Origin of the sequence: Saccharicrinis sp. 156, from assembly GCF_050589685.1 — a bacterium.
GTDB lineage: Bacteria > Bacteroidota > Bacteroidia > Bacteroidales > Marinilabiliaceae > Saccharicrinis.
Map to the genome: position 1 here is coordinate 243,681 of NZ_JBNGOS010000002.1, position 25,170 is coordinate 268,850.

The 25,170-nt window shown below is 39.2% G+C and carries 19 protein-coding genes and 1 other RNA gene; 12 read left to right on the plus strand and 8 right to left on the minus strand.

The features are described from left to right. The first annotated feature begins 108 nt into the window (after positions 1 to 108). Positions 109 to 1,377, plus strand: coding sequence for an LVIVD repeat-containing protein (locus ACRD64_RS01685; protein WP_430931415.1), 1,269 nt, complete (start codon positions 109 to 111; stop codon positions 1,375 to 1,377). Between the two features lie 225 nt (positions 1,378 to 1,602). Here the strand turns inward: ACRD64_RS01685 and ACRD64_RS01690 are convergent, their stop codons facing one another. Continuing rightward, a complete protein-coding gene (locus tag ACRD64_RS01690; protein ID WP_430931416.1) occupies positions 1,603 to 2,103 on the minus strand; it encodes a hypothetical protein in 501 nt (166 codons plus the stop codon). A 1,132-nt stretch (positions 2,104 to 3,235) separates the two neighbouring features. On the opposite strand from ACRD64_RS01690, the gene ACRD64_RS01695 reads away from it, so the two are divergent. Beyond that, the gene (locus tag ACRD64_RS01695) at positions 3,236 to 4,876 is read left to right on the plus strand and encodes a DUF3892 domain-containing protein (RefSeq protein WP_430931417.1); all 1,641 of its coding nucleotides are present in this window, start codon (positions 3,236 to 3,238) and stop codon (positions 4,874 to 4,876) included. A 75-nt stretch (positions 4,877 to 4,951) separates the two neighbouring features. Here the strand turns inward: ACRD64_RS01695 and tpiA are convergent, their stop codons facing one another. From tpiA to ACRD64_RS01715, 4 genes are all read right to left on the minus strand, one after another. Continuing rightward, positions 4,952 to 5,707: a triose-phosphate isomerase gene (gene tpiA / locus ACRD64_RS01700; protein ID WP_430931418.1), complete on the minus strand. Its 756-nt coding sequence runs from the start codon at positions 5,705 to 5,707 to the stop codon at positions 4,952 to 4,954. A gap of 34 nt (positions 5,708 to 5,741) precedes the next feature. Further along, positions 5,742 to 6,968: a BT_3928 family protein gene (locus ACRD64_RS01705; protein ID WP_430931419.1), complete on the minus strand. Its 1,227-nt coding sequence runs from the start codon at positions 6,966 to 6,968 to the stop codon at positions 5,742 to 5,744. 3 nt (positions 6,969 to 6,971) lie between these two features. Then, a complete protein-coding gene (locus ACRD64_RS01710) occupies positions 6,972 to 7,535 on the minus strand; it encodes a DUF1599 domain-containing protein (protein WP_430931420.1) in 564 nt (187 codons plus the stop codon). A 180-nt stretch (positions 7,536 to 7,715) separates the two neighbouring features. Next, positions 7,716 to 9,356 (minus strand): SulP family inorganic anion transporter, encoded by a 1,641-nt coding sequence (locus ACRD64_RS01715; protein ID WP_430931421.1) that lies wholly within the window; start codon positions 9,354 to 9,356, stop codon positions 7,716 to 7,718. A 433-nt stretch (positions 9,357 to 9,789) separates the two neighbouring features. On the opposite strand from ACRD64_RS01715, the gene ACRD64_RS01720 reads away from it, so the two are divergent. The 4 genes from ACRD64_RS01720 to ACRD64_RS01735 all read left to right on the plus strand — a co-directional run bounded on the left by ACRD64_RS01720 (position 9,790) and on the right by ACRD64_RS01735 (position 12,622). Further along, on the plus strand, positions 9,790 to 9,978 hold the full coding sequence (locus ACRD64_RS01720; protein ID WP_430931422.1) for a hypothetical protein: 189 nt from the start codon (positions 9,790 to 9,792) through the stop codon (positions 9,976 to 9,978). 101 nt (positions 9,979 to 10,079) lie between these two features. Next, positions 10,080 to 10,664: a hypothetical protein gene (locus ACRD64_RS01725; protein WP_430931423.1), complete on the plus strand. Its 585-nt coding sequence runs from the start codon at positions 10,080 to 10,082 to the stop codon at positions 10,662 to 10,664. 750 nt (positions 10,665 to 11,414) lie between these two features. Next, on the plus strand, positions 11,415 to 11,654 hold the full coding sequence (locus ACRD64_RS01730; protein WP_430931424.1) for a hypothetical protein: 240 nt from the start codon (positions 11,415 to 11,417) through the stop codon (positions 11,652 to 11,654). A 200-nt stretch (positions 11,655 to 11,854) separates the two neighbouring features. After that, positions 11,855 to 12,622, plus strand: coding sequence for a patatin-like phospholipase family protein (locus ACRD64_RS01735; RefSeq protein WP_430931425.1), 768 nt, complete (start codon positions 11,855 to 11,857; stop codon positions 12,620 to 12,622). 464 nt (positions 12,623 to 13,086) lie between these two features. Here ACRD64_RS01735 and fumC read toward each other — a convergent pair whose 3' ends face one another. Next, positions 13,087 to 14,481 (minus strand): class II fumarate hydratase, encoded by a 1,395-nt coding sequence (gene fumC, locus ACRD64_RS01740; protein ID WP_430931426.1) that lies wholly within the window; start codon positions 14,479 to 14,481, stop codon positions 13,087 to 13,089. Positions 14,482 to 14,562: 81 nt separating this feature from the next. Continuing rightward, entirely contained in the window at positions 14,563 to 14,889 is a 327-nt protein-coding gene (locus tag ACRD64_RS01745; protein ID WP_430931427.1) for a 4a-hydroxytetrahydrobiopterin dehydratase, read from the minus strand. A gap of 928 nt (positions 14,890 to 15,817) precedes the next feature. Here ACRD64_RS01745 and ACRD64_RS01750 point away from each other — a divergent pair. Beyond that, a complete protein-coding gene (locus ACRD64_RS01750; protein ID WP_430931428.1) occupies positions 15,818 to 16,912 on the plus strand; it encodes a mechanosensitive ion channel family protein in 1,095 nt (364 codons plus the stop codon). Positions 16,913 to 17,274: 362 nt separating this feature from the next. Here ACRD64_RS01750 and ssrA read toward each other — a convergent pair. Next, positions 17,275 to 17,672, minus strand: a transfer-messenger RNA (tmRNA) gene (gene ssrA, locus ACRD64_RS01755). A gap of 224 nt (positions 17,673 to 17,896) precedes the next feature. Here ssrA and ACRD64_RS01760 point away from each other — a divergent pair. The 5 genes from ACRD64_RS01760 (at position 17,897) to dnaA (ending at position 25,148) form a co-directional block, all read left to right on the plus strand. After that, on the plus strand, positions 17,897 to 19,117 hold the full coding sequence (locus tag ACRD64_RS01760; RefSeq protein ID WP_430931429.1) for an NAD(P)-dependent oxidoreductase: 1,221 nt from the start codon (positions 17,897 to 17,899) through the stop codon (positions 19,115 to 19,117). A 277-nt stretch (positions 19,118 to 19,394) separates the two neighbouring features. Continuing rightward, on the plus strand, positions 19,395 to 20,615 hold the full coding sequence (locus ACRD64_RS01765) for an OmpP1/FadL family transporter (protein ID WP_430931430.1): 1,221 nt from the start codon (positions 19,395 to 19,397) through the stop codon (positions 20,613 to 20,615). Between the two features lie 11 nt (positions 20,616 to 20,626). Beyond that, positions 20,627 to 21,955 (plus strand): SGNH/GDSL hydrolase family protein, encoded by a 1,329-nt coding sequence (locus ACRD64_RS01770; protein ID WP_430931431.1) that lies wholly within the window; start codon positions 20,627 to 20,629, stop codon positions 21,953 to 21,955. 208 nt (positions 21,956 to 22,163) lie between these two features. Then, complete coding sequence (locus ACRD64_RS01775; RefSeq protein WP_430931432.1) at positions 22,164 to 23,384, plus strand: MlaD family protein; 1,221 nt, start codon at positions 22,164 to 22,166, stop codon at positions 23,382 to 23,384. 330 nt (positions 23,385 to 23,714) lie between these two features. Continuing rightward, on the plus strand, positions 23,715 to 25,148 hold the full coding sequence (gene dnaA / locus ACRD64_RS01780; RefSeq protein WP_430931433.1) for a chromosomal replication initiator protein DnaA: 1,434 nt from the start codon (positions 23,715 to 23,717) through the stop codon (positions 25,146 to 25,148). The last annotated feature ends 22 nt before the right edge of the window (positions 25,149 to 25,170 follow it).

The window sequence follows — 25,170 nt, forward strand, 5'->3', positions numbered from 1 at the left end:
ATTTTTATTAAAACAGTTGCGTTAAAAATAAAAAAAAGAAACGCAACCTTTTTAAGAAATGTCCATCATTATACAGAATAACATATTTTAATCTAAAACAACCAGATCATGAAAAATATCTTATCATATTTTATACTGTTGTGTCTTGCGCTTTTTTCATTTTCCTGTGCCGATAAAATTGAGGAAACCATTCAGGTAAATACGCCCGAATATATGAGCTATGCCGACCTAAGATCTTCGGTTTCCATGAAAAGTGCCGTGGATATCAAACAAGCCGGGAAGATCTACTTCAAAGACGATTTTATCTTTATCAACGAATATCAAAAAGGTATTCATGTGATCAATAATGCCGACCCGGCTTCGCCGCAGAATATTTCTTTTATTGAAATCCCGGGTAATGTAGATATGGCCGTGAAAGGCGATAAACTGTATGCAGATAGTTATATCGACTTGCTGACATTGGACATCAGCGATATGAACAATATTACCGAGGTGGACAGGGATACAAGTGTTTTCCCATATATTATTCCAGAGTTCGAAGTGGGCATTTTAGATCATATAGATGTTAGCCAAGGAGTCATTACCGGTTACACGGTCACATACGAAACTACAGCTATTGATAGGCATGAGGTATACTACCAGCGATTTCCGATGTGGGAAGGGGAGTTTTTTGCAATGGATGCGACCGCTAATGGTGTAAAAACTTCAGGTTCAGGTACAGGTGGTTCTATGGCGCGTTTCACTTTATATGATAATTATTTGTATGCCATCGACAATGCTTCTTTGCACTTGTTTGATGTTTCCAACAACGCCAACCCTACATTTGCGAAACAAATATATATAAGTTGGCAGATTGAAACCCTTTTTCCTTATGAACAAATGCTTTTTATAGGAGCGCAAAGCGGTATGTATATTTACAGTCTTCAAAATCCGGCCAATCCGCAGTTTATTTCCGAATTCCGTCATGCTACAGCATGCGACCCGGTAGTGGTAGAAGGCGATTATGCCTATGTAACCTTGCGGGGAGGTAACCTCTGTGGTGCTATTGAAAGCCAGTTGGATGTGATTGATATTTCCAATATGGAAGCTCCTAAGTTAGTCAAGGAATACCCTATGAACGAGCCTTATGGTTTGGGTATTGATGATGATGTATTGTTTATCTGTGATGGTAACGACGGCCTGAAAATTTATGATGCCGGCGATCCATTGACAATTACCGATAACCAATTGGCTCACTACAAAGATATCAATGCCTTTGATGTTATTCCCTTGGGAGATGTGCTGTTAATGATCGGAACGGATGGTTTGTATCAATACGATTATTCCGATTTGGATGACATTAAACTGTTAAGCCATATCCAAGTATATGGTAAGTAGACACCCGTCGGAAGTAATTAGTTAAAAGTCAACAGTCCCAGCTCTATTAAAATCGGTGAATTTGCAATGTGTTCGGGATGTCTTTAATAAGAAAGTCCTTCCCTATACTTCATGGTGTTAGCGCTTCCCCAGGCGCTGAGGCCAGGGGAAGTACGGTTGCGTGGTAACCGGGATGAGGGGTGTAATAGTTAAAACCAAGGTATGTTTTAGCCTGAACACAATTATTTAACAAAACATCAAAACCACAATCGTAAAAATAAAACCTACTGCAGCTACAATAACTCCCTTTTTAAAGTTTTTTGTCTTGGGCTTGAACATCCAAAACGACGAGATGGCCAGGAAGAACAACAGAATTCCGGAAATTGTAGTTATCCACGAAAGCGCCTGGTTCGACTTTGTTTTGTGAAGTAGTACCATTTTCATGATAAAATCCGGATATGCGGGCCAGGTATATTTTGCAATTCCAGATTCGATATTATAACTGCCAATCTCAAAGTATATGATACCGTTTTCTTCTTTTTGGATATTCAAACTTCTAAAATTTAATTTGTCCGCCAATTCTTCGGCTTTAACGTCTGGGCCAATATCTTCTATAAATTCTTTTTCTACCTCAAAAATAGATGTATCTCTAAATGTTAGTACGATACCGCTAAAGGCATAAACCATCATTATTCCAATGGTAAAAAAGCCAACATAACGGTGTAATATCCTCATGGAAATCTTCATCCCGATATAATTATTTATAGTTCAAATCGGGCGCAAAATTAATAATTTTCACCTGTTTTAAAATAGCAAAACCTTGATAATTAAGGCAAATTGCAATTTCGGCTTTGGCGAGACTGGCTATCCCGCTCCCGCTCTGGTCGAGGCAAGTTGTGTGGCCTGAGTATTTGCTCCGGTTATACCGGTTTCATCTATTTAGCAATTTTTGGCTTGAATGGCTTGTCCCGCAGATTATTCCAGGAAGTCATTAATCTGTTGATCTTCCACTTATGTTATATTGGATTAAATAAACCTATAAGGAAAACCATAAACTCATGGACACTCCTTGTCAATAATATTTAAAGATTTTCATCTATCATTTTGAGAAACTATTATTATAAAAGTACTATGAAGAAAAAAATATTTCGATTTTAGTTTTTGTGGTAACCATTATATTGTCTGCAACAAGTTGTTCCAATACCTCAAAAGAAATTGAAAAAACAAATATTTAATGGATCAGCATTAAAGATTGGTGAACCGATTTATCTTGTTACGGAACAAAAGGAGTTCAAATACCATTATGTGGAAAGCTGGCTTACAGAATGGTTATGGATGGATTGTAGGCGGCGATAAATTTGTTCGCGACTTATTTTGACTTCATCGGCAAGTTGCTTCACACCAAAATTTTCATAAGAAAGATGCGTATCTGCAATAAAGATAAGTATGTCGATAAATCCGGAACGGGATGTGAGGTGTAAGGCCATGCCGAAACTGTTGCATAATTCCTGATTTGTTAATAGGTACTTATAATTTGTTAAGGTACGTATCCTAAAATTTAAGCAAATGCCTAAAAGTTCAATAGCAAATATAGGTTGAAAGGTATTTAAGCGATCAATATTGTGCCTTTACTGAGTTTTTAACAGGGGCAGTTTGTCTAAAAAAATCCCTCGATGGAAACCCCGGATCAATCTGAGTGTGGCTTAACGGATGAAGATAATGCTTTTCTTGGGTGTCTATATTGACTTTTCTATTACACCAAGGTAAATTTGGTATAAGAAAGGAGGATATCATATTGTGATTGTCGATGATTGCTTATACGGGGATGGGGTAAAGTAATTGAGAAAAGCGAGAAAACTGATTTTTAAAAAATAACAAAATGATTGACACAGGTAGAATTCAATCCGGATTTGACGCTGAATTAATGCTTGGCAAAGGGTGGTTATTGTTGGCTATTCAAACGTTGAGCTCAAATGGCGTTATAGATTTGCCTTTGGGTATAACTATTACTGATGTTACTATTATTGATGACCCAGAGTGGAATTTAGAGTTGACTACCAATATTGAAAATTTTTCGGTACACGCAAAAATGCACATTATTGACGATGCGTTTGTTATTGAAACAGATATTGGTATTTCTTTTCAAATCGACATACCTAAATTAGGCGACCTGGCAGATACACCAATTCTTAAGAGGGCCATAAGTGATAATAACCTTTATGAAAACGCCATGGCTCTTCTTTTTAATTTGGATATCAGAGCTACCCCTCAGGATCAGGAACCATTACCTGTTGGTCAGCATCTTGCAAGAGGAAGCGAAGATAAGGTCGTTTCTTTTTTACCGGTAGGTCAACATGTTGCACTTGGTGTGGCCAGGGAATCATTGGATAGGTTTGCCAATAATATTTGGCATACCGAACTTAGGGATGTTGACGGTTCCCATCCTCTTCCCAGGCCCGGTGAAGATAAAAAGGGGCATTGGAATAAAGTGGCGGTCTCGTTAAATAGGGATAGGATTAAATTTACTTTAAAAGGTGAGGTTCCCATCGATCTATGGCCGGATGCGGATGTGTCGCTGGAAATGAAACTGAAACCCAATTTGGTGGGTGGCAAACTTACATTCGAAATGGATACCGACCTGGATGTGGATACCGGATTTTGGGGTGATGTATTAGGTTTTACAATTGGTGCATTAACGGGATTTTTAATCGGAATATTTACCGGAGGATTAATCCTTATACCAAGCCTTGGTCTTGAAGCAGTTATTGTTTTAGAAATTGGGGAATATGCGGTAGGGGAGGTTATTGAAAGAAGAATATTGGCCAAAGACACGGATGGCCATATGATTTCAGGTTTAATTTGTAACAACAATATTCTTCATTTCGCTTACCCTACACCTTCCGAAGATGGTTTTTCTGTTGGGATGTTGGATGCCATACCTTCATCGATTCCTATCTATATCGATAAGAATGATCCTTTGTTTAACAGGATTATATCTATTAAATCAGTATTCGACGAAATAGAGCTTGATAATAACGGACTCGCTGTAGCGGGCACAGCTGAATCCTTTGATTTGTTTGAGGTACAGCCTGCAATATTAGAGGAAGCTATTTACGACGGTGATACTTTGAAACAATTAAGGTATCACGGTACAGTGTCAAGCGAAGATATTGTCCTTTCCCTTGAAGATGTTTTAGAAAGGCTGGGCGAAAATGAATTAAAACCTCCTTTACGTTCAAAAGTGCAAATTTATAATCCTGTATTACAGGTGCCGGCAGGCAAATTGTGTTGTCCATGCCTTAAACCGGTTCAAATCCACAGGGAGAATACTATAATAACAAGGATTAGGTTCGACACAGGTCTTGAACTAAATACCCAGGATGCCGTATTTTTGCAGGATCATGCCGGTGTTTATGTAAAAGGACTGCAGCTGATCCATCCCAAAAACGGTAATCCTTATTTTAGAGCGCCCGCCAATTATACCACGGAAGATAATTTTGAATCGCTACCCACATTTTAACATGGCTGAGCGCATAAAAAAGGTCACCTCCCATCAGAAAGGTGACCTTTTAATATATTGTACTTGTATTTTAGCTTAAAAAGCGTCGATTATACCCACGAAGTCTTCAGCTTTTAATGAAGCACCTCCAATTAAACCACCGTCAACATCCGGGTTGGCGAATAATTCTTTGGCGTTGCTAGGCTTACAGCTTCCACCATAAAGGATAGAAGTGTTATCAGCTACTTCAGCACCGAATTTGTCTGCGACAACAGAGCGGATGTAAGCGTGAATCTCCTGAGCTTGCTCAGGGGTAGCTACTTTACCGGTTCCAATGGCCCATACTGGCTCGTATGCCAACACAATTTTACCGAAATCTTCAGCAGAAAGGTGGAATAAAGCCTCTTCGATTTGCGTTTTAACAACCTCGTTTTGTTTGTTTGCTTCTCTCTCTTCCAATACCTCACCGATACAGAAAATAGGGGTTAAACCGTTCGCCAAAGCCAAATCAGTCTTCACTTTTAAGGTTGCGTTAGTTTCTCCGTAGTACTCTCTTCTTTCTGAGTGCCCCAGGATCACATAACCTGCACCTGTGGATTTTACCATAGCAGCAGAAATCTCACCTGTGTATGCGCCTGATTCATGGTCGGCACAGTTTTGTGCTGCAACGCCCACTTTATCAGCTTTTACAGCTTTAACTACCTCGGTGATGTGCGTGGCAGGCACGCCTACCACAACGGCACAGTTAGGTGTTTTTGAAGCTAAAATGTCGTTTAATTCAGTAGCTAATGCTACACCCTCTTGAAGGGTTTTGTTCATTTTCCAGTTACCGGCAACAATGTTTTGTCTCATCGTAAAAAATGTTTTGTTATTATAATTATATGGATTATTTGTTCTTTCGCATAAATACAGTTATAAATACCAGGCTGGCAAAGGTTAAGCATAGAACCAGCAACAGACTTTGCTTCTCAACCATTTGACTTAAACTGTAAGCAATCGGATTCTTAAAGGAATAGGCAGCCGGGAGATCGTTATAATGCCACTTGCCCACCACATTTCCTTTTTGTAGCAGCACTAAACCGGGATTGCATCGGATCACCGTTTTTAACATGGTTTCATCCGCATTTAAATAGTCAAAACCAGCATCTCCATCAAACTCAAATTTGGTGATTTCTTCGTCGCTGGAGGAAGTTAAGAAATAAGTTTTTATCCCCTGTTCGTACAGGGCGTTCTTTAACTGAACAATTTGTTCTTGTTTGCCCTCGTTCCACGCTCCCTTGTTAATTTGATATGAAACTACCAAAAGGACAGGGACATCGCTATTTAATATGTTTTGGGCCTGATCTGTCCCCTCCGAATCGTTAAGGACAAAATCGTGAATGGGCGGTTCATACCCTTCCTTTATGACTTTGGTTTCGTTACTGACAAATACCCAAGTGGTATCGGTGTATGGATAGTTTTCCACGGTAAATGTCTTTTCTACGCCGTCCTTCTCCAAAATAAATGTGGTTTCATATTCCGGTTGCTCAGCACCTTCAGGAATAAGCATACCCTCATTTATATTATTTCCAATTTTAAATGGTCTAAAATCGATAATAGGAAGATGCTCCAAGCTATAATACGACACACCCAATATGGTTCCGGTAAAAACTAAGGTGATAACAAGTTTATGAATGGTTTTAATGTTATCCTTATAATTGTGACGGTTTATAAATAGATATAATGTAGGTAAAGTGAGGATCACATTTTTGAAAAACGTTTCCCAATTGCTCAGTTTTAACGCATCCCCAAAACACCCGCAGTCGGTTACTGGGTTTTTGATGGCAATAAATAGGGTCAAAGGGGCAAAAATCGCCATAAAAACCAATGCTAATACCGACGATGTTCTAACCCTGATTCCCAGTAATAAATGTAGGCCTGTCAGAAACTCCAGGGCTGCCAGGATAAAGGCCGCCGGAATAACCAATCCCGATAAATATTCCATGCCAAAAGCGCTTAGGTAATCGTTAAACTTTATGGCGCTTCCGGTGGGGTCAACTGCTTTTACAAAACCGGAAAAGATAAAGGTGACACCTACCAGGATTCTACTGATGACAAATATAAATCGGGGCATAATCTATTCTTTTGAAGGTTGTGTTTCAGGAAAGTCGAGCTGTATCATGGCAAATACGGCATAATTAATCATATCCAGATAATTGGCATCAATGCCTTCCGAGATGATTGTTTGTCCTTGGTTGTCTTCAATTTGCTTGGTGCGATGAAGTTTCATCAATATCAAATCCGTAAATGAACTGATACGCATACTTCGCCAGGCCTCGTCGTAATCATGGTTTTTATCCGACATAAGGTTCTTGGCCTTATGTAAATTGTCGAGATATAATTTTAACGCTTCCTCGTTGTCCATCTCCGGTTGATCGCTGGGACCAAGTTCCAGCTGGATAATGGCCATGGCTGCATAGTTGATAATCCCAATGAATTCCGAACGAATACCTTCGTCCACCTTGGTGACACCTTTGGTTTCGATGCTCCTGATGCGCTGAGCTTTGATGAAGATTTGGTCGGTCATGGATGAGGGGCGAAGAATGCGCCATGCTGTGCCGTAATCCTTCATCTTCTTGACAAAGATATCTTTGCAGACGTTAATTACATGCTCAAACTGTTGATCTGTTTTTTGCGACATAATCGTTTTTAAAATTGAAGCGTAAAAGTATCAAAATTTCGCTAAAGTGTATGAATATATCATTAATAGATTAGGATATTTAGTTTTAGAAGTATAAAGCGCATTAAAATCAATATCATTTTATTTAACCAGTTTGGGGTTAATACTATATCTAACATCTTATAATAAGATATGAATAGATCAGGCTAATGCATTGTTTTTTGCGTGAAGAACCGCATCCTCAAAGCGTTCAAAAATATTATCTTCCCCAATTTTACGGATGATGTCGCTTTGGGTAAAGCTTTTGTTGACCTCTGCGTTAACTCCCGAAAGTACAATTAAAACACCCGAGTTTTGTAAAGTGTCGATGGTACTCTTGAAGCTGTGAATGGCCGTTTGGTCCACAAATGAAACATGTCGCATTCTGATAATAAGTATTTTGTGCTTTAAACCGATACTTTCAATAACGCGGGTATATGTTTTTGCCGTCCCAAAAAACAATGGGCCGCTGATTTCGTAAATAGTAACCCCATCGGGGATATCGGAGTAGTCTTCAATAACATCCGTATCAACGCCATGCCCAATCTTTTTGTCAGCGATATCCGACATACGTTTCATAAACAAGATAGCCGATAATACCACACCTACCTCAATGGCTATGGTTAAGTCGACCAATACGGTGAGCAGGAAAGTGGTAATCAGGATAATAACATCGAACCAAGAAGTCTTTAATATGGCCACGAACGAGCGCCATTCGCTCATGTTATAGGCCACTACAATCAGTATGCCGGCCAAACACGACATGGGTATTAGTTTGGCCCATTGCCCAAAGAAAAGCATGATGACCAAAAGTGTTATGGCATGAACCATTCCCGCAATAGGTGTTCTTCCCCCGTTTTTAATGTTGGTAGCCGTGCGGGCAATAGCTCCGGTAGCTGGAATACCCCCGAAAAAAGGAGTAAACACGTTGGCAACGCCCTGTGCAATCAACTCAGTGTTGGAACGGTGTTTGCCCCCGATCATACCATCCGCGACCACTGCAGATAACAGAGATTCGATACCTCCCAACAGCGCAATGGTGATGGCGGGTGCAAAATACTGGGTGAGCCCGTCCAGTTGAAATGTGGGAACCTCAATGGATATTTTATTGGGTATGTCACCAAAAAAGGTTTCAATGGTGGTTACTGGCAGGTCCAACAACTGCACCAAAACGGTCATAACAATAATAGCGATAAAAGATCCAGGCACTTTGGAAACCACTTTTCTGGAATAGACAGATAGCAGGATGGTGACGATCGTAATGCCTATCGCATATAAATTGGTGCTGTGCATATGGGTAAGGAACACTCGCCATTTTTCGATAAATTCAGACGGGACATGTTCAATATCCAGCCCCAGGGCATCTTTAATCTGGGTAGAAAAGATAACCAGGGCGATACCGCTGGTAAAGCCGACGATCAGCGGTTGGGGGATATATTTAAGTAAGGTCCCGAGTTTGAGTAAGCCGAAGACAATCAATAAGATACCAGCCAGTATGGTGGATATCATCAAGCCATTAATCCCAAATTCCTGGACGATGCCAAACACAATAACTATAAAGGCCCCCGTTGGGCCTCCAATCTGTACCCTGCTGCCTCCTAAAAAAGAAATGATGATACCTGCTACCACAGCCGTTATTAATCCTTTCTCGGGTGAAACGCCCGAAGCTACCGCAAAGGCAATAGCTAAAGGCAAGGCAACGATACCCACCACAATGCCGGCCATTATATCTGAAGTAATCTGTTTTTTGTTAAGCCCGGTTTTCATCAAGGTGAAAAACTTGGGACTGAATGTCTTGTTCATTATGTGCGAGAAATAGAATTATTAAATAGAGTAGGGAACAACGTTGGTTTTGCTCAACTGCTGTTTCCTTAAAATTCAAAAAAAATTAGATAACCTTGTATACCACAGGTGGTTACCGGTGGGAAAGACCAAGCCCGGCAAAGCGCTTTGTTCAAGCAGAAGATATGTGGAATACAGAATGCACCCGAGTAGTGTTTTAATTTGAGATCACAAAAGTAATACTTCAAAACTTAAATGGTCATGGAGATAGAATTTTTAAGAGAAATTAACGTAATGGACAGGTATCATTTTAGTCCTTCCAATCGTTTTTACATCGATTTTTATCGCAATACTCAATGTTAAAAGCATTTATTCCGTCTCTGATATTTAATAACTTGTATTTAAACTTCAAAAACATAATTGTGAAAACATTCATTAAGATCAACAAAAAGTAATGCAAGGAACATTAGTTCTGTTATCCTTAATGATCTTTGGCTGTCAGGAAGATTTTGTTGAACCCAATCCTGTTGTATCGGATTTAAAGAATGCAACGGTTACCGTTCCCATGAACGGTATGATTAAAGGAGCTGAGTATGAAACTGAATTACCGGGTACTGGAAATCCCTTACCGATAAAGGTTTGATCGTATACGCAAATGGGATGGTTGATTCGTAACCCTAGGAAGATCTTGCCCTCCGCGATTATTCTATTGCTGGTAAATCAGTCAAGGATATTGTTTTATCCATGGGAGGCTATGCAACTACGAGTTATCGTGACAATGGTTTAATTGTGTTGGATGCTATTGAAGATATCAGGAACCTGCGTGAAAGAATGGATGCGTTTTTTGCTTCAACGACTGAATATTTCCCTCCTGACTCTGTTTTTATCGGAGGATCTTCTGAAGGAGGTTTGGTTACTGCACTAACAATAGAAAAATACCCAGATTTATTTGACGGGGCCCTATCCATTTGCGGATCCATTGGTAATTTTTATAAGCAATTACAATATAATGGCAACTTTCATGTGTTATTGAATTATTTTTTTTTAAATGAATTTTTGGCAAAAGGAATCAATCTTGGAAATCTAAAGGATGGGATTAGTCCTTTGGCTATTGGAGCCTGTAAATTAGGCGCTTTACCGCTCCCTGTTGCTGATATTTTTATCAATAAGCCGGGTAAAACACTCGAACTGGTTAAATGTGCCAAAGTTCCTGTAGACAAGAGTGACCTGGAAGCCGTAATTACATCATTGCTAGAGTTGTTGCGTTTTAATGTTATGTTGACAAATGATGTAACAGACAGACTGGAAGGTGTTCTGTTTAATAATTAAAAGAAATGTTATTTTGCAAAGTACGATTGGAAACTTAACCGGTATGTACAACGTATCTTAGGCTCCAAATATTATAAAGCCAATATTAAAAAACACGGAACCACAGGGGATATTGAAATCCTTATACTTACCATTCATACCAAGGGAGATCATATTACCCCTTTTTGCACCACCGTATATACCTAAACAAAGTTTTTTTTAAAGGAAACAGACTTTTGCATACAGGCATACCTGTTTTAAATTATCGACATTGTGCAATACGGGAGTCGTATATCGTGGCTGGAATAGCTATATTGTTGACCAAGTGCAAACTTCTGGATAGTTTTGAACTTGAAAGTAATTATAATATGGATACTCAAAACATCGATAATTTTATCAAATTACTTAAAGAAAATTCAATTGATGTTGAGATTTAAAACTGATTTTTTTGTACCGTGCAAACCTAAAGGGTTCCTACAACATATTAGGTCTGTAAATTTTAAAGCGGAAGGAACAATTATATAAATAAGGCGATATCCAAGTCACGTGGGAGGTTTCAAACAACGCACCCACGACAACACCTGTTAGGTTCTGTTAAATGGTAAAATAAGTACTATGTAAATACAAACAAAGGAAGGGTATATGGTATGTGTAAAATTCGCCTGATTTAATGGAGTGCTACATCCTATTGATAGGCATTGTTGGTTGCCTCCGAGTTTTACCAATCATTTTCTTATATTTGGTATGGTTTAAAATTTAAATACTATTACCATGACAGAACAACCCATTAATTATACCGCAAAAGATTTAGAAAATATTTTGAATAAGGAAGTGGAAATTGGCGTTGGCGATATAGACGATGAAGATATTTTTACTTTCAAGGGAAAAATGGTGGGCTACAGCGTTGCGGCCGACAATCCTGATTTGCCCGTTGATTTTCATTTTCATACGGACCATGGCGCCATTAAGCATTTTGATTTTTCGGTGTTGAAAATAATCAGGGTTCTATAGGCCATTTTCAATGAAGAATCTTACTTTCGATGGAAGGTTTTTTTTGTGGCAACAATAAACAACATTATAGGAGCCGTATAGTAAAGTGTAAAATCCGGGAAGCACTAGCCAATGGGGCCAAAAAAACTTGTTGACAGTTTTGGTATTCCATGAAAAAGATCATTGATGGAATAAATCTATACAAATAGCTTGCAAACACGATGAACATTACTAATATATTCAGGAAATATGACACGGGTATCGTGTTTAGCGGCGGAGCTGTTAGGGGCTTTGCCCATCTGGGTGTTATAAAAGCTTTGCATGAGGCGGGCGTTAAACCTGATGTCATTTCAGGAGTTAGTGCCGGCAGCATAGTGGGGGCGTTTTATGCCGATGGCTACGAACCCGATGAAATATTGGATATTTTTGAGCAAAAAAAATTCTATGATTTGGTCAGTGTACTTTTTAAAAATTCCGGGCTTCTCGACATTGGCGGCTTAAAAAAACTCCTAAAAAATAACTTGAGAGCAAAAAGTTTTGATGAACTAAAAAAGCCCCTGTATGTAACTTTAACTAACCTGGAAACGGGGGGAGCGGAATACTTTAAAAAAGGTAATATTGTAGATATAGTATTAGCCTCTTCGAGTATTCCTGTTCTTTTTAAGCCTCGGAAAATTAATAAGAGAATCTATGTTGATGGTGGATTAGTAAACAACCTTCCTACAGAACCCATCGTAAAAGAGTGTAAAAAGTTAATTGGTGTAAACGTAAACCCTTTGGAAGAAAACCCCAAGCTGGACGGATTAAGAAATATAGCCATCCGTTCCTTTCAAATAAGCATTGCTTCTTCCGTCAATATTAAAAAAGACACATTTGACGTGTATATCGAACCTCAGGAACTTCGAAAGTATGGTTACTTTAGTGTAAGTGAAAGCCGCGATTTGTTTAAAATCGGCTACGAAGCCACCCGGAATGCCCTAGGGAATTAATTTAAACATTCTAACATCTGTCACCCTTGTGTCGCCACCAAAACCGCAAGTTTTATGCCGGGTCCGATTGACCCGGGTTTAGCAGTGCAAACAGGAGGGTGCACGTTTTTTATTATCCCAAATTGTCATCAGACATCAACTAAATGCCAATTCGATGATCAAAATTTAAACATTACGTTAAACACAGCAATGTAAGATCTTCTATGCCCATAGCAATCGAGAAGGCTGATGTTTGCTGATATGAAGGAATTTTTCAAATCCCAAATGACAGATCCCGGATTATAATATTTAACGTCAGGCCAATTCCTGTCGTAGCAACCAAAACAATGGATATTAAAATAATTTCTAATGTCATAGCGTATTTTATTATATTCATAAGTGTCAAATTCTAGCAACAACAAATATGGAACAATTATCATTCAACAGATTTTTGGCTTGTTTAATTTGGTCGGTAAATTTGCGGCTTACTCGCGCGGCGCGATCATTTTTTCGGGCACTACCCATTCATCATACTCACTTTCCGTAATTAAACCAAGTGATATACCTGCTTCCTTCAAGGTTATGCCCTCCTTAAATGCCTTTAAACTAATTTTTTCGGCATTTTTATAACCGATATGTGGCGTTAATTGGGTAACCAACATCAAGGATTTATTCACATTGCTTTCGATGTGTTGTTGGTTAGCTTCAATGCCGGAAACACAATGTGTGCTAAAGGATTTGCATGCATCACTCAGTAGGGTTATGGATTCGAGCAAACAGTATATCATAACAGGTTTAAGGGTATTCAACTCAAATTGGCCGCTCGAATTAGCAATGGTTATCGTTACATCGTTTCCGATAATTCTGGCACAAACCATTAAAAGCGCCTCTATCTGGGTTGGGTTTACCTTTCCCGGCATAATGGATGAGCCGGTTTCTTTAGCCGGAATGGTTAGCTCACCAAGACCTGTCCTGGGGCCTGATGCCATCATTCTAATATCATTGGCTATTTTCGTGAGGCTAGTAGCCAACTGTTTTAGACCGGCATGCGCCTGAACAATGGCTTCGTGACCTGCCATTAAAGCAGGCTTGTTGATGCCCTCCGTAAAGGGCAAACCTGTTAATTCGGCAATGCAGCGCGCGATCTTTTTATTATACTCCAGCGAAGAGTTAATTCCTGTGCCAACAGCAGTTCCTCCAATTGCCAACTCCCCCAGTTCGGGATACGTGTCTTCCAAAATTTTTATCCCCTTGTTTAACTGGGTTGCATAAGCCAAAAATTCCTGTCCAAGCCTTATGGGCGTTGCATCCATTAGGTGTGTGCGACCGGTTTTTATGATATCCCAAAACTCCAGAGATTTTCTTTTTAGAGTATCCCTTAAAAGTGTAAGGCTGGGGATTAAATCGCTCGAAATTTTTTTAAGGGCCGCAATATGCATTGCAGATGAAAAAGTGTCATTTGTTGACTGTGATTTGTTTACATCGTCATTTGGATGAATTAAAATTTTATCGGATTTTCTTTCATTTTGTAAATGAATGGCGCGGTTTGCAATTACCTCGTTACAATTCATATTGGTATGTGTACCGGAACCTGTTTGCCAAACAACCAAGGGGAAGTGCTCCACGTGTTGTCCTGAAATGATTTCATCACATACTTCAACAATGAGCTTTTTTTTGTTTTCGGGTAAATCCCCAAGTTCGTGATTGACCAGTGCGGCCCCTTTTTTAATATAAGCATATGCCTCAATAATTTCATAAGGCATGGAAGCAGGTTTGCCTATCTTAAAGTTTTGTAAAGAGCGTTGCGTCTGGGCTCCCCAGTATTTATCTGCCGGCACTTCAATTTTTCCGAGAAAATCTTCCTCAATGTTAAACTTCATCTTATCACTGGTTTTAAATCCAATTAATCGGATCGCTGTTTGGGTTTAATAATTAGAAAAACAATGACAGGAATCCATGAATTATATTTCATCAATTTTAGCTGCTAAAATAAAATCATTCTCAGACAAGCCAACAATATTATGTGTGCTTAGTTCCACTATAACTTCTTTATAACGGATGCAAATATCCGGGTGATGGTTTTCGTTTTCCGCTATTTCCGCTATTTTCTGCGCAAAAGCCATTCCACTCCTGAAATTTTTGAACCGAAACTCCTTTTGTAGCTTTTTATCCGCAATAACCTGCCAGTTGGGAGCTATCTTTTTTATGTAACGAAGAATCTGTTCTTTGTCAAATGGCTTGGATCCTTCCTTGCAGGGTAAACAATGTTTTTCTTTCAAATCAATCATACTTTTGGTTTTGTGATTTTAGTGTGTTCTTTGATGCTATATGCAGAATGAAGAGCACGTCAGCTAATCTATTTCCTATCAATGCTATATTATTTATGAGTAGGTGTGGTATTTTTACCAATTTAGTGAAATAAAGTCACATAGGAATAACTGGATCTATCTAATGTTTTTTTTTTACACCTCATGGTCTTACCGGCTAAAAAGTTGGATGCAATATCTTTAACTGCAAAAACTGATTCGGGTAACATAAGAGACATAACGTATTATGCAGTGTTTTCATACCTATTTATTAGTTCTGCATTAACCTCAATCCGGGTACGAAACATGAAAAAAAGTGACAGATTTCTATGTCCTCCGAAAACATTTATTTTAAAGGATCGCATCGTTTTGCATGTTTTTTTGCTTTTAGCGTTGTGTTGTAATTAGCAGAGTAAGTGAGAGCAGTTACAGCCTGTAACGGACCTGATACGGGATACTTTTGCCTGTTTTTTGACCGAGAAAAAGTTTGAGCCCTCCGGCTCGTGGAGAATAGAAATATTCAATAATAGTATGATGTTCCAATATGAAGAGTTTGTTAAACGTTAGTGCTTTGTCTGAAAGGTATTTTCCTATCGGGAAAATATTCGTACTTTATCCGGCACATTTTGCCTTTTTTGTAGAAGAGAATTCTGGATGAGTTCTGAGGTTTTCAATAAATAAGGCGTTAAACCCGGATTATGTATTGGAGGTTCGTCATGAGCATTGCAAGTACAATAAATCAAGGCATAACTGAAACGAGGCATCACTTGTCCCGATTACTTTCGAGAGCATCGTTCTGGTGAGTTGAAGTGATGCAACGAAGTGTCTTGTTTTAAAGTAATTTCAATGTGTAATAGAATTTCTAATGCATATTGCGGGTTAAATCAGGAACCATATAAATGACGGAAATATGTTTAAGGAATTCGGAAAAGAGTTTTTGAGCCAGTTTGACAAAGGTAACTGGCTCACTATTGTAATTATAAGCGCTTCTATATTACTGATTAGCATGGTTGTGCATGTAGCATTATTTAAAATCCTGAAAAGATTGAGTAAAAAAGATTATTTTGTCATCAAGCATGTTCGCGAAAAATTCAAAACCCCAAGTTTTATTTTTCTTATCACAGTGGCGTTAAACATCATCGTTTTTTCTTTTACTTCTGAAAATACATTAACCGGGTATGTGAAACATGCTTTAAATTTGATGGTTATTTTCAGCGTTGCATGGCTTGTGGTGCGATTAATAAGCCTGGGGAAAGATATGGTGTTGAGAAGGTATGATGTGGAGGAGAAAAACAACTTGAAAGCGCGAAAAGTTTACACACAGTTTAAAGTAATTGAGCGCATATTAAATTTCATCGTTATATTAATTGCCCTGGCCATTGCGCTTATGACTTTTGAGAGTATCCGGAAAATAGGTGTCAGCCTGTTCGCGTCGGCCGGGGTTGCTGGTATTATTCTCGGGTTTGCTGCCCAAAAAATGATAGGAACGGTACTGGCCGGTTTTCAGATCGCCATTACACAGCCTATACGATTAGACGATGTGGTCATTGTGGAAGGAGAATGGGGGTGGATAGAAGAAATTACCCTAACTTATGTGGTTGTGAGGATATGGGACAAGCGTCGTTTGGTTGTGCCCACCACTTATTTTATCGAAAAACCTTTCCAGAACTGGACGCGTGTTTCTTCCGAAATATTGGGTACAGTGTTTATTTATACGGACTACCAAGTGCCATTTGATAGGTTGCGAGAAGAACTTACACGAATACTGAAATCTGATGAAAACTGGGATGGTAATGTAAATGTGCTCCAGGTAACGGATGCCACGGAAAAAACAGTGGAAATCAGGGCGCTGATGAGCGCCGTGGATTCGCCAACGGCATGGGATCTAAGAGTTAGCGTACGTGAAAAACTTATAGAATTCCTGCAAAAGAATTATCCGGATAGCTTGCCCAAAACCAGGTTGTTGTTTGATAATCATTCCGAGAGTGCATCAACTGAAAAGTAATTGTCCCAAAACTGTCATTAATCTTTATCTAAATGCCAATTAGATGATCAAAACCTCAACATTACTGGAACACAGCAATGTGAGATATTCTATCCCGATAATAATCCGGACGGCTGATGCCTGCTGATATGAAGGGATTTTTCAAATTTTCAATGACAGATTCCGAATTGTTTCAAAACTTCAATGTCGTACCGCTTTATTTTATTATCCTATGTCTTACGGTAGATGTGCAAATTTTTAAATATACCCACATGGCGGGTTTAACAAGAGTATTACAATAAATAATGGAAGGTATCCATCGCTGCCCGGTCAAGACTGGGCGGAGGAGTTATATCCTCCGCCGCCAAGACTTCGTAGAACGAAGGTGGAGATGCAGGGTTTCGAACCCTGGTCCAGTCAAGGAAGCCATATGCTTTCTACATGCTTAGCTCTGACTTGATTTTCGAATAACAGCTGGATCAAAGCCACCGACTGCTACCTTATCTTCTTTATTTAAGCAATAACCCGAAGTTTGTTACTGCCGGTTCCCGATTTTCCAGCACCTCTGATGTAAGCCGCCTCAGGAAAGTAGCACTTACGAGATGTCTTGTTTCAGTATCTTATACTGAATAATGCTTATCTACTATACTTCGATTAAGCTGCAAGAGCGTAATTATTTTCGCCAATTAAAAAGTTGAAACCCGGGATTTGAGAGCCGGAATTCCTGTGCTCTGCATGCTTACATACCACTTTCGCCTGCTGTCGAATCCAAGTCATCCCCATGTGGTAATAAGAATGCAAAAGTAGTAAAAAATTGGGATTGCAAAAAGTAAAAATGAAATATCATTCGGTTTTACGTGGAATTGGATTTTATAAAAAGATAGGGGCATGATCATTAATAATTTGAAATTTAAGTAGAATCAAATATTTTGATGTTATTTATTTTATTAATAAGCCAGTACTTTCGGAAAAATATAGTAATTTATCGACAGAAAATTGATCTGCATGATAACTGAATTTACTATTGGTATACTAAGAGAGACGCAAAAGAGCCCGGATGCCAGAGTGGCCTTGACGCCCAGCGGCACAAAAAAGTTGTTGAATGACAATAAGGGCCTAACTATTCTGGTACAACCTTCCGAGTCCAGGGTATTTGCCGACAAGGAGTATATGGAGGCTGGTTGTATTATCAGTGAAGATTTATCCGATTGCGATTTACTAATGGGCGTGAAGGAGGTGGATATAAATACCTTGTTGGAAGGTAAAAAATACATGTTCTTTTCTCATACCGGAAAGAAACAGCAGCATAATCAACAGTTGTTACAAACAATCATCAATAAAAATATTACCTTAATTGATTACGAATATCTGTACGCAACTAAAAAAGTGCGAGTTGCCGCGTTCGGGTACTTTGCAGGTTTAGTAGGTGCGTATAACACCCTTAGGGCATATGGTATTAAAAAAGAACTTTTTTCCCTGGCTCCGGTGAACGGGATTTCGGGCAAAGCGGAAATGTGGAAAGAACTGAAAAAAGTGGTTGGCGGGCACGATAAGATTTTGATAACCGGAAACGGAAGAGTTTCCAAAGGGGTTGAAGAAGTGATGCAGGCCTGTAATATTTTCAAGGTGGATATTGATGGTTTTTTCAACAAAACATACAATGATCCTGTCTATTTTGTCGCCGACCCCTTACAGTATGTTAAGCACAAAAACTCCATCGCGTTTACATTTAACGATTTTAAAACACAACCCAAAAATTTTAAGAGTAACTTCTTACGTTTTGCAGAGGTTGCAAACATATATATCGCAACACATTACTGGGATACTCGATCGCCCAGGCTGTTTACCTTGGAAGATACAAAATCTGAATTGTTTAAAATTGAAATTATTGGTGACATTACTTGCGATATCGACGGTTCGGTACCCACAACAAAAATGGTGGCAAGCATTGACGAACCTTATTACGATTTTAACCCGCTAACAGGTACTGTGGAAACTGCTTTTTCGGATAAAAAGAACATAACGGTTATGGCTGTTGATAAACTGCCCAGTGCGATACCAAAAGAATCTTCCGAATATTTCTCCGGTCAGCTGGTAAACCATGTGTTAAGTTATTTTTGGATGGGGGATTATAACCGGGTAATCAAAAAAGCCACCATTGCCAAAAACGGCAAAATCAAAAAGCGTTTTGCGCACTTAAGAACTTTCGTGCAGGAAAAATTGTAATTATTGCCAATGTCCAACCCAATATAAGATACCGGTTTTATACCTCTAAACTCAACTTTCCATAGATCAATATGTATGATTCAATTGTTAATCCTCTCAAGGTAATGAGCAGTTGTGGCATAGTTGATTGCTTTAAAACAAACGAACATTTAATCCGAAAGTTATAATTATTTATGTTTTGATAAATAATTCTTGTTCAATAGTTCTCAAAAAAAATATTGTTAGTACGTTGCACGGATTCTTTTTTTTAAATAATAAGAGCAAAATAGTAAAGTGTATGAAAAAATGTATTTACATGTTTATTCTTATGGCATTAAGTATAAATATTTATGCCGAAGGATATCAGGTTAATGTACAGGGGCAGAAAAACACAGCCATGGGGCACACGGGCACAGGACTTCTGTTGGGTACTTCATCTATTCATTTTAACCCGGGTGCGCTTGGCTTTATGCAAAAAGAGCTTGAGTTTTCCTTTGGCGGTACCGCTGTTTTTTCCAAAGTGTCTTATTCCAAAACAGGTTCGAACTATCAGGCCGAAACCGAAAGTCCCGTAGGAACACCGTTTTATGCCTATGCTGCCAAAAAACTAAACAAAAAAATGGTTCTTGGTATAGGCATAACAACACCTTATGGTAATTCGTTGACATGGAACGATGATTGGGCAGGCCGTTATTTGATTCAAAATATTTCGTTAAGCGCATTTATTGTCCAGCCAACATTTTCGTACAAAGTGAGTGATAATTTCGGAATTGGGCTAGGAGCAATGGCGGTTTTTGGTGCGGTAGATTTAAGCCGTGCCTTGCCTGTTGAGGGAACCCAATCCGGACAAGTAAATATGGAAGGTTCAACCATGGCAATCGGATTTAATGCGGGGGTGTTTTTTCAGGCTTCCGGCAATCTGTCATTAGGGCTGAACTACCGATCAAAAGTAATCATGAAAATGGAAGGTGGCGAAGCCGATTTTACAGTGCCATCATCCTTAGGAGGTTATTTTCCGGCTAAAAACAAGTTTGATGCAGAATTGCCATTGCCGGCCAACTTGACTTTGGGAGTTGGATATATGCCGAACGATAAATTGACGTTGGCGGCAGACCTCCAATATGTATTTTGGGATGCCTATAAGGAATTGTTCTTCGATTTTGAAACCAATACGGCCTTATTGGCAGATTCCTCTAACCCAAGAAATTACGAGAATACCTTGATTTATCGTTTAGGAGCGGAATTCAAGCAAAGCAAAAAGCTGACTCTCCGTGCCGGGGTCTACTTTGATGAGTCGCCTATATCAGAAGATTATTTAAACCCCGAAACACCAGGGATGAATAAGGTAGGAATGTCTACGGGAGGAACTTATATGTTAAACAAGAAGTTGGCTTTGGATATATCATTATTGTTTATTGCAGGACTGGAAAGAGAAGCGCGTTACGTACCTGCTAATTTCGGCGGAACATATAATAGCCAGGCATTCTTGCCGGGTATGGGTCTAACTTATTCGTTTTAATTTTTATAAATATGAAGATGATTCACAAAATAAAGTATGCACTGTTGTTACTGGCCGTGGTAATGGTTAGTTGCGAGGTTGAATCTGTTGATTTTGAAGCCTCGAATGGGGAAGCGGATTTTATTAATTTTGTGGCTGTTGGCGATTCTTATACGGCCGGATACACAGACGGTGCATTAGGTTTACGCGGTCAGGAAAGCAGTTTCCCGAATATTATTGCCGGACAACTGACACTGGTTGGCAGCGAAGGCTTTAAGCAGCCCTTGGTGGAAAGCGAAGGCAGTGTGAGCGGTGACGGTACAGGATATTACACGCTTCAAATCGTGAATGGCAGTCTAACCCCGGTTCCTGAAACTGGCGATATGGGTATTCTGGGAGAACAGGTTTATGATGCCAGTGCACCTATTCAAAATTTAGGCGTTCCCGGAGCAAAGGTGTCGCATCTATTGGCACCCGGATATGCAGCATTAAATCCCTTTTTCAATCGTTTCGCAAGTGATCCAGCTACTTCTGTTCTTACGGATGCCTTAGCGGCAAACCCAACTTTTGTTTCGCTTTGGGTGGGGGGTAATGATGTGCTAGCCTACGCTTTGGAAGGAGGAGAGGCGGATGAAGTAACTGCCCCTGCCTTGTTTGCCGGATATTATCAAACGGTAGCATCAAGTATCTTTACCGGAGATAGGAAAGGCGTTGTTGCTAACATTCCGGGTATTGATGCTTTGCCGTATTTTAATTCCATTGCATATAACGCATTGGAAATCGATCAGGCTGCGGCGGATCAATTAAATGCTGGCTACGCGGATTACAATACTGCATCAGATATGTTGGGGTTGGATAGGATAGAATTTGTTGCCGGGGCCAATGCTTTTGTCATGGAAGATCAGGATTACCCGCACCCAGGTAAGATGAGACAAATCAAAGCAGGAGAAAAAGTATTGCTTGCTGCTTCTAGCGGTATCACTGATCCTGCAATGGGATGGGGGTCCATGGCTCCTCTTGGTGCTGAGTATGTTTTAGATGAAGGAGAAGTGTCCGCAATAAAAGCCGCGACTGTTGAGTATAATCATATAATCGGAACGTTTGCCGACGATAATGATTTGGCGCATGTAGATCTAAATGCTTTAATGCTGCGAGCCAGCACAACAGGGATTTTACTTGACGGAAATTTATATACCTCCACATTTGTGTCCGGGGGAACTTTCTCTTTAGATGGAGTTCATACCACGGCCAGGGGTTCTGCTATTATCGCAAATGCATTTATCGATGCGATCAATAAAAAATATGACGCTAATATTCCCAAAGTTAATATTAATGAATTTTCGACTGTGGTATATCCTTAGGGTCTAAAAAAAACAGATTTGTAGAGGTTGTCTCATAAGGGGCAGCCTCTTTTTTTTTCGAAATAAATCGTTTTTATGAATAACTTCATAAAGAAGCAATTATAAGCGATAAATACCCCCGCCATCAAGTTGTTTGGTCAACAGAATTGTCAGACTGCGTGATTTAGATAAAAATCTCTTATTTTTGATGAACAATAAAAGCACAGTTATGGCTAAATTCTCAAAAGAAGCTAAGATAGGTTTAACCGTTGGGTTAGCATTATTTCTATTTGGTTGGGGCATTAATTTCCTAAAAGGCAAAGATATTTTTATCCCTGGCTATAAGGTACATGGTATATATTCGCGAATTGACGGGCTGACCGAAGCAAGCCCGGTATACTATAAAGGTTTTCAGATAGGTTCGGTTCGCAGAATATCATTGCTTGCAGGAGGGGATAGCGACTTGCTGGTAACCATGGCCATCGAAAAAGAAATAGACTTTCCCAAAAATACCGTCGCACAAATATACAGTCTGGATTTAATGGGATCAAAGGGAATAAGGTTTGTTTACGGAAATAGCAAAGAGCTTCTGGAAGCCGGAGATACTTTAAATACTTCGGTAACGGGTGACTTGGCCGATCAGGTGAGTCAGGAAGTACTTCCGTTAAAAGATAAGGTGGAAAACATGGTTGTAGGCCTTGATTCGGTACTCACCAATCTAAACCGCCTGCTAAGCGACGAAAATAAAGAAAGCTTGTCCAGCGGTATTGGCGATTTTGCGGGTATGATGAACAACTTAAATCAAATAAGTGGTTCCATTAACTCAAGCCTAAGGGAAAAAGGTACGTTGGATAACACCCTGGCAAACCTGGACTCTTTAAGTGCAGTGTTGAAAGCAAATGGGGAGGTACTGTCTTCGCTGATGGCGAATTTAAACACCGCCTCGGGTCAGCTAGTTGAGGCAAACATGGATAGTTTGGCCTATAGAATAAGCAATACATTTGTTTCGGTTAATACACTTTTAAGCTCCTTAAACGAAGGCGATGGAACCTTGGGTAAGCTCATGTCCGATGACCAATTATACGACAATATGAACGATGTTTCGGTTAGTTTAGATCGATTATTGAATGATGTGAGAGTTCAGCCTAAACGGTATGTTAATTTCAGTGCCATCAGTTTTGGAGGAGGGAAGGCACCTGCTAAGCAGAAAGAATTGGAGCCGGTGTATAAGGTTTTGCTCAAACGGTCAAAGGTGCCATTGGATTTAAGAGGGACAGAGGTGGTCGATAATGTTTATGTAAAGGAAGAAAGAGATAGGAAGTATTATCTCTATACCATTGGGGAAGAAAACGAAAAGGAAGCAGTCTCAGTATTAAAAGCAAATTTAATTGATCGTTTTCCGGATGCCGAAATAGTTATGTTTCGTGGAAACAGGCTGGTAAAAAAATGACCTTCTTATCATAAGCATCCTATTATAATATCTGATTATAAAGTAAAGTATTGTGAAGGGTGAAAAAAAATCAAAAAAATTCATGTTCATCTCAAACCCTTTGTTTTTACTGCATAACGTGCTTCAGTTTAACATTGGATAAGGAGTTCAATTGGTTGCATTACAGTTAATTAGTAACAATATTGCTTAAGGGGTTCTAAATAAGGTCAATAGTTTATATTTGAAAATGTCAAGGTTTTTAACATTTTTTTTTCAAGATTTTTTTCACAAATTTTGTAATCGGAAATCTATAGTATATAACATAAAACACTAAACAGAGGAAGCAAAAAAATGAAGCCCGGTTACGAAATTGTATGGAATAATTGTTTAAACGTAATAAAGGATAATATTCCTCAAATAAGTTTTAAAACATGGTTTGAGCCTATTGTACCTCTTAAGATTGAAAGCGATGTTTTAACCATTCAAGTACCGAGTGCTTTTTTCTATGAGTATTTGGAAGAACATTTCATTGATCTTTTGAGAAGTACGATTAGAAGAGAACTTGGGCATTCAGCCAAGTTGGAGTACAGTGTTGTTGTAGATAACCCCCACCAAAAAAATCAACAACCATTAACCCAGCGATTACCCTCGAATAACAAGACAGATCTAAGAAATCGTCCCGTTTCGATGCAAATGAATTCGGAAAAGCCGGTTGTGAAAAATCCCTTTGTTATACCGGGTATTAAAAAGTTGAATGTCGACCCTCAGCTTAATTCTGATTATACCTTCGAAAACCATATCGAAGGGGAGTGCAACAGGTTGGCGCGCTCGGCAGGTATGGCGGTAGCTAAAAACCCCGGCAAAACAGCTTTCAACCCATTGTTTCTGTATGGTAATTCAGGATTAGGGAAAACCCACTTGGCACAGGCAATAGGAATTGACGTTAAAAAGTATTTTGCGGAAAAGACCGTTTTGTATGTTAACGCAAACAAGTTTCAAACACAGTTTACTGAATCGGTGCGTAATAACACGCAAAACGATTTCTTAAACTTCTATCAGATGATTGATGTATTGATCATTGACGATGTTCAGGAATTTGCCGGTAAAGAGAAAACACAAAATACGTTTTTCCATATCTTCAACCACCTCCATCAAATGGGTAAGCAATTAATTTTAACGGCGGATAAAGCCCCTGTTGAAATGAAGGGCATGGAAGATAGGTTGCTGTCGAGATTTAAATGGGGTTTGTCAGCAGACGTGCATACGCCCGATTACGACACGCGTGTAGCCATTTTAAGGCATAAGCTATATAAGGATGGCATTTCTTCCATTGATGATGATGTAATTGAATATATCGCATCCAATATTTCCCAGAATATTCGTGAACTGGAAGGTGCCTTGATTTCCTTGCTAGCACAGGCTACGCTAAACAAAAAGGAGATCACAAAAGATGTTGCCATGTCTATTGTTGACAAATTGGTGAAGAAAACACAAAAGGAGTTAAGCGTGGATTATATTCAGCAGATTGTATGTGACTACTTTGGCTTAGCGGTTGATTCCTTGCAGTCCAAAACAAGAAAAAGAGAGATTGTTCAGGCCCGTCAGGTAGCCATGTATTTTTCAAAAAGTTTAACCAATTCTTCCTTGTCAACCATTGGTTCCAAAATCGGAAAAAAAGATCATGCAACGGTGTTACATGCTTGCAAAACAGTGAATAACCTAATAGAAACAAACAAGGATTTCAAGAACCAGATGCAGGAAATTGAAGCTCAGATTAAAATGTAAAAAATTAGATATTTAACTCGGT

What these genes read in the sequence shown, in the direction of transcription:
- fumC (WP_430931426.1), bottom strand. Translation starts at nt 14,481, where the DNA reads ATGAAGTTTAACATTGAGGAAGATTTTCTCGGAAAAATTGAAGTGCCG.
- ACRD64_RS01760 (WP_430931429.1), top strand. Translation starts at nt 17,897, where the DNA reads ATGATAACTGAATTTACTATTGGTATACTAAGAGAGACGCAAAAGAGC.
- ACRD64_RS01745 (WP_430931427.1), bottom strand. Translation starts at nt 14,889, where the DNA reads ATGATTGATTTGAAAGAAAAACATTGTTTACCCTGCAAGGAAGGATCC.
- ACRD64_RS01720 (WP_430931422.1), top strand. Translation starts at nt 9,790, where the DNA reads ATGCAAGGAACATTAGTTCTGTTATCCTTAATGATCTTTGGCTGTCAG.
- ACRD64_RS01715 (WP_430931421.1), bottom strand. Translation starts at nt 9,356, where the DNA reads ATGAACAAGACATTCAGTCCCAAGTTTTTCACCTTGATGAAAACCGGG.
- ACRD64_RS01735 (WP_430931425.1), top strand. Translation starts at nt 11,855, where the DNA reads ATGAACATTACTAATATATTCAGGAAATATGACACGGGTATCGTGTTT.
- ACRD64_RS01690 (WP_430931416.1), bottom strand. Translation starts at nt 2,103, where the DNA reads ATGAAGATTTCCATGAGGATATTACACCGTTATGTTGGCTTTTTTACC.
- ACRD64_RS01725 (WP_430931423.1), top strand. Translation starts at nt 10,080, where the DNA reads ATGGGAGGCTATGCAACTACGAGTTATCGTGACAATGGTTTAATTGTG.
- ACRD64_RS01685 (WP_430931415.1), top strand. Translation starts at nt 109, where the DNA reads ATGAAAAATATCTTATCATATTTTATACTGTTGTGTCTTGCGCTTTTT.
- tpiA (WP_430931418.1), bottom strand. Translation starts at nt 5,707, where the DNA reads ATGAGACAAAACATTGTTGCCGGTAACTGGAAAATGAACAAAACCCTT.
- ACRD64_RS01710 (WP_430931420.1), bottom strand. Translation starts at nt 7,535, where the DNA reads ATGTCGCAAAAAACAGATCAACAGTTTGAGCATGTAATTAACGTCTGC.
- ACRD64_RS01765 (WP_430931430.1), top strand. Translation starts at nt 19,395, where the DNA reads ATGAAAAAATGTATTTACATGTTTATTCTTATGGCATTAAGTATAAAT.
- ACRD64_RS01705 (WP_430931419.1), bottom strand. Translation starts at nt 6,968, where the DNA reads ATGCCCCGATTTATATTTGTCATCAGTAGAATCCTGGTAGGTGTCACC.
- ACRD64_RS01750 (WP_430931428.1), top strand. Translation starts at nt 15,818, where the DNA reads ATGTTTAAGGAATTCGGAAAAGAGTTTTTGAGCCAGTTTGACAAAGGT.
- dnaA (WP_430931433.1), top strand. Translation starts at nt 23,715, where the DNA reads ATGAAGCCCGGTTACGAAATTGTATGGAATAATTGTTTAAACGTAATA.
- ACRD64_RS01695 (WP_430931417.1), top strand. Translation starts at nt 3,236, where the DNA reads ATGATTGACACAGGTAGAATTCAATCCGGATTTGACGCTGAATTAATG.
- ACRD64_RS01730 (WP_430931424.1), top strand. Translation starts at nt 11,415, where the DNA reads ATGACAGAACAACCCATTAATTATACCGCAAAAGATTTAGAAAATATT.
- ACRD64_RS01775 (WP_430931432.1), top strand. Translation starts at nt 22,164, where the DNA reads ATGGCTAAATTCTCAAAAGAAGCTAAGATAGGTTTAACCGTTGGGTTA.
- ACRD64_RS01770 (WP_430931431.1), top strand. Translation starts at nt 20,627, where the DNA reads ATGAAGATGATTCACAAAATAAAGTATGCACTGTTGTTACTGGCCGTG.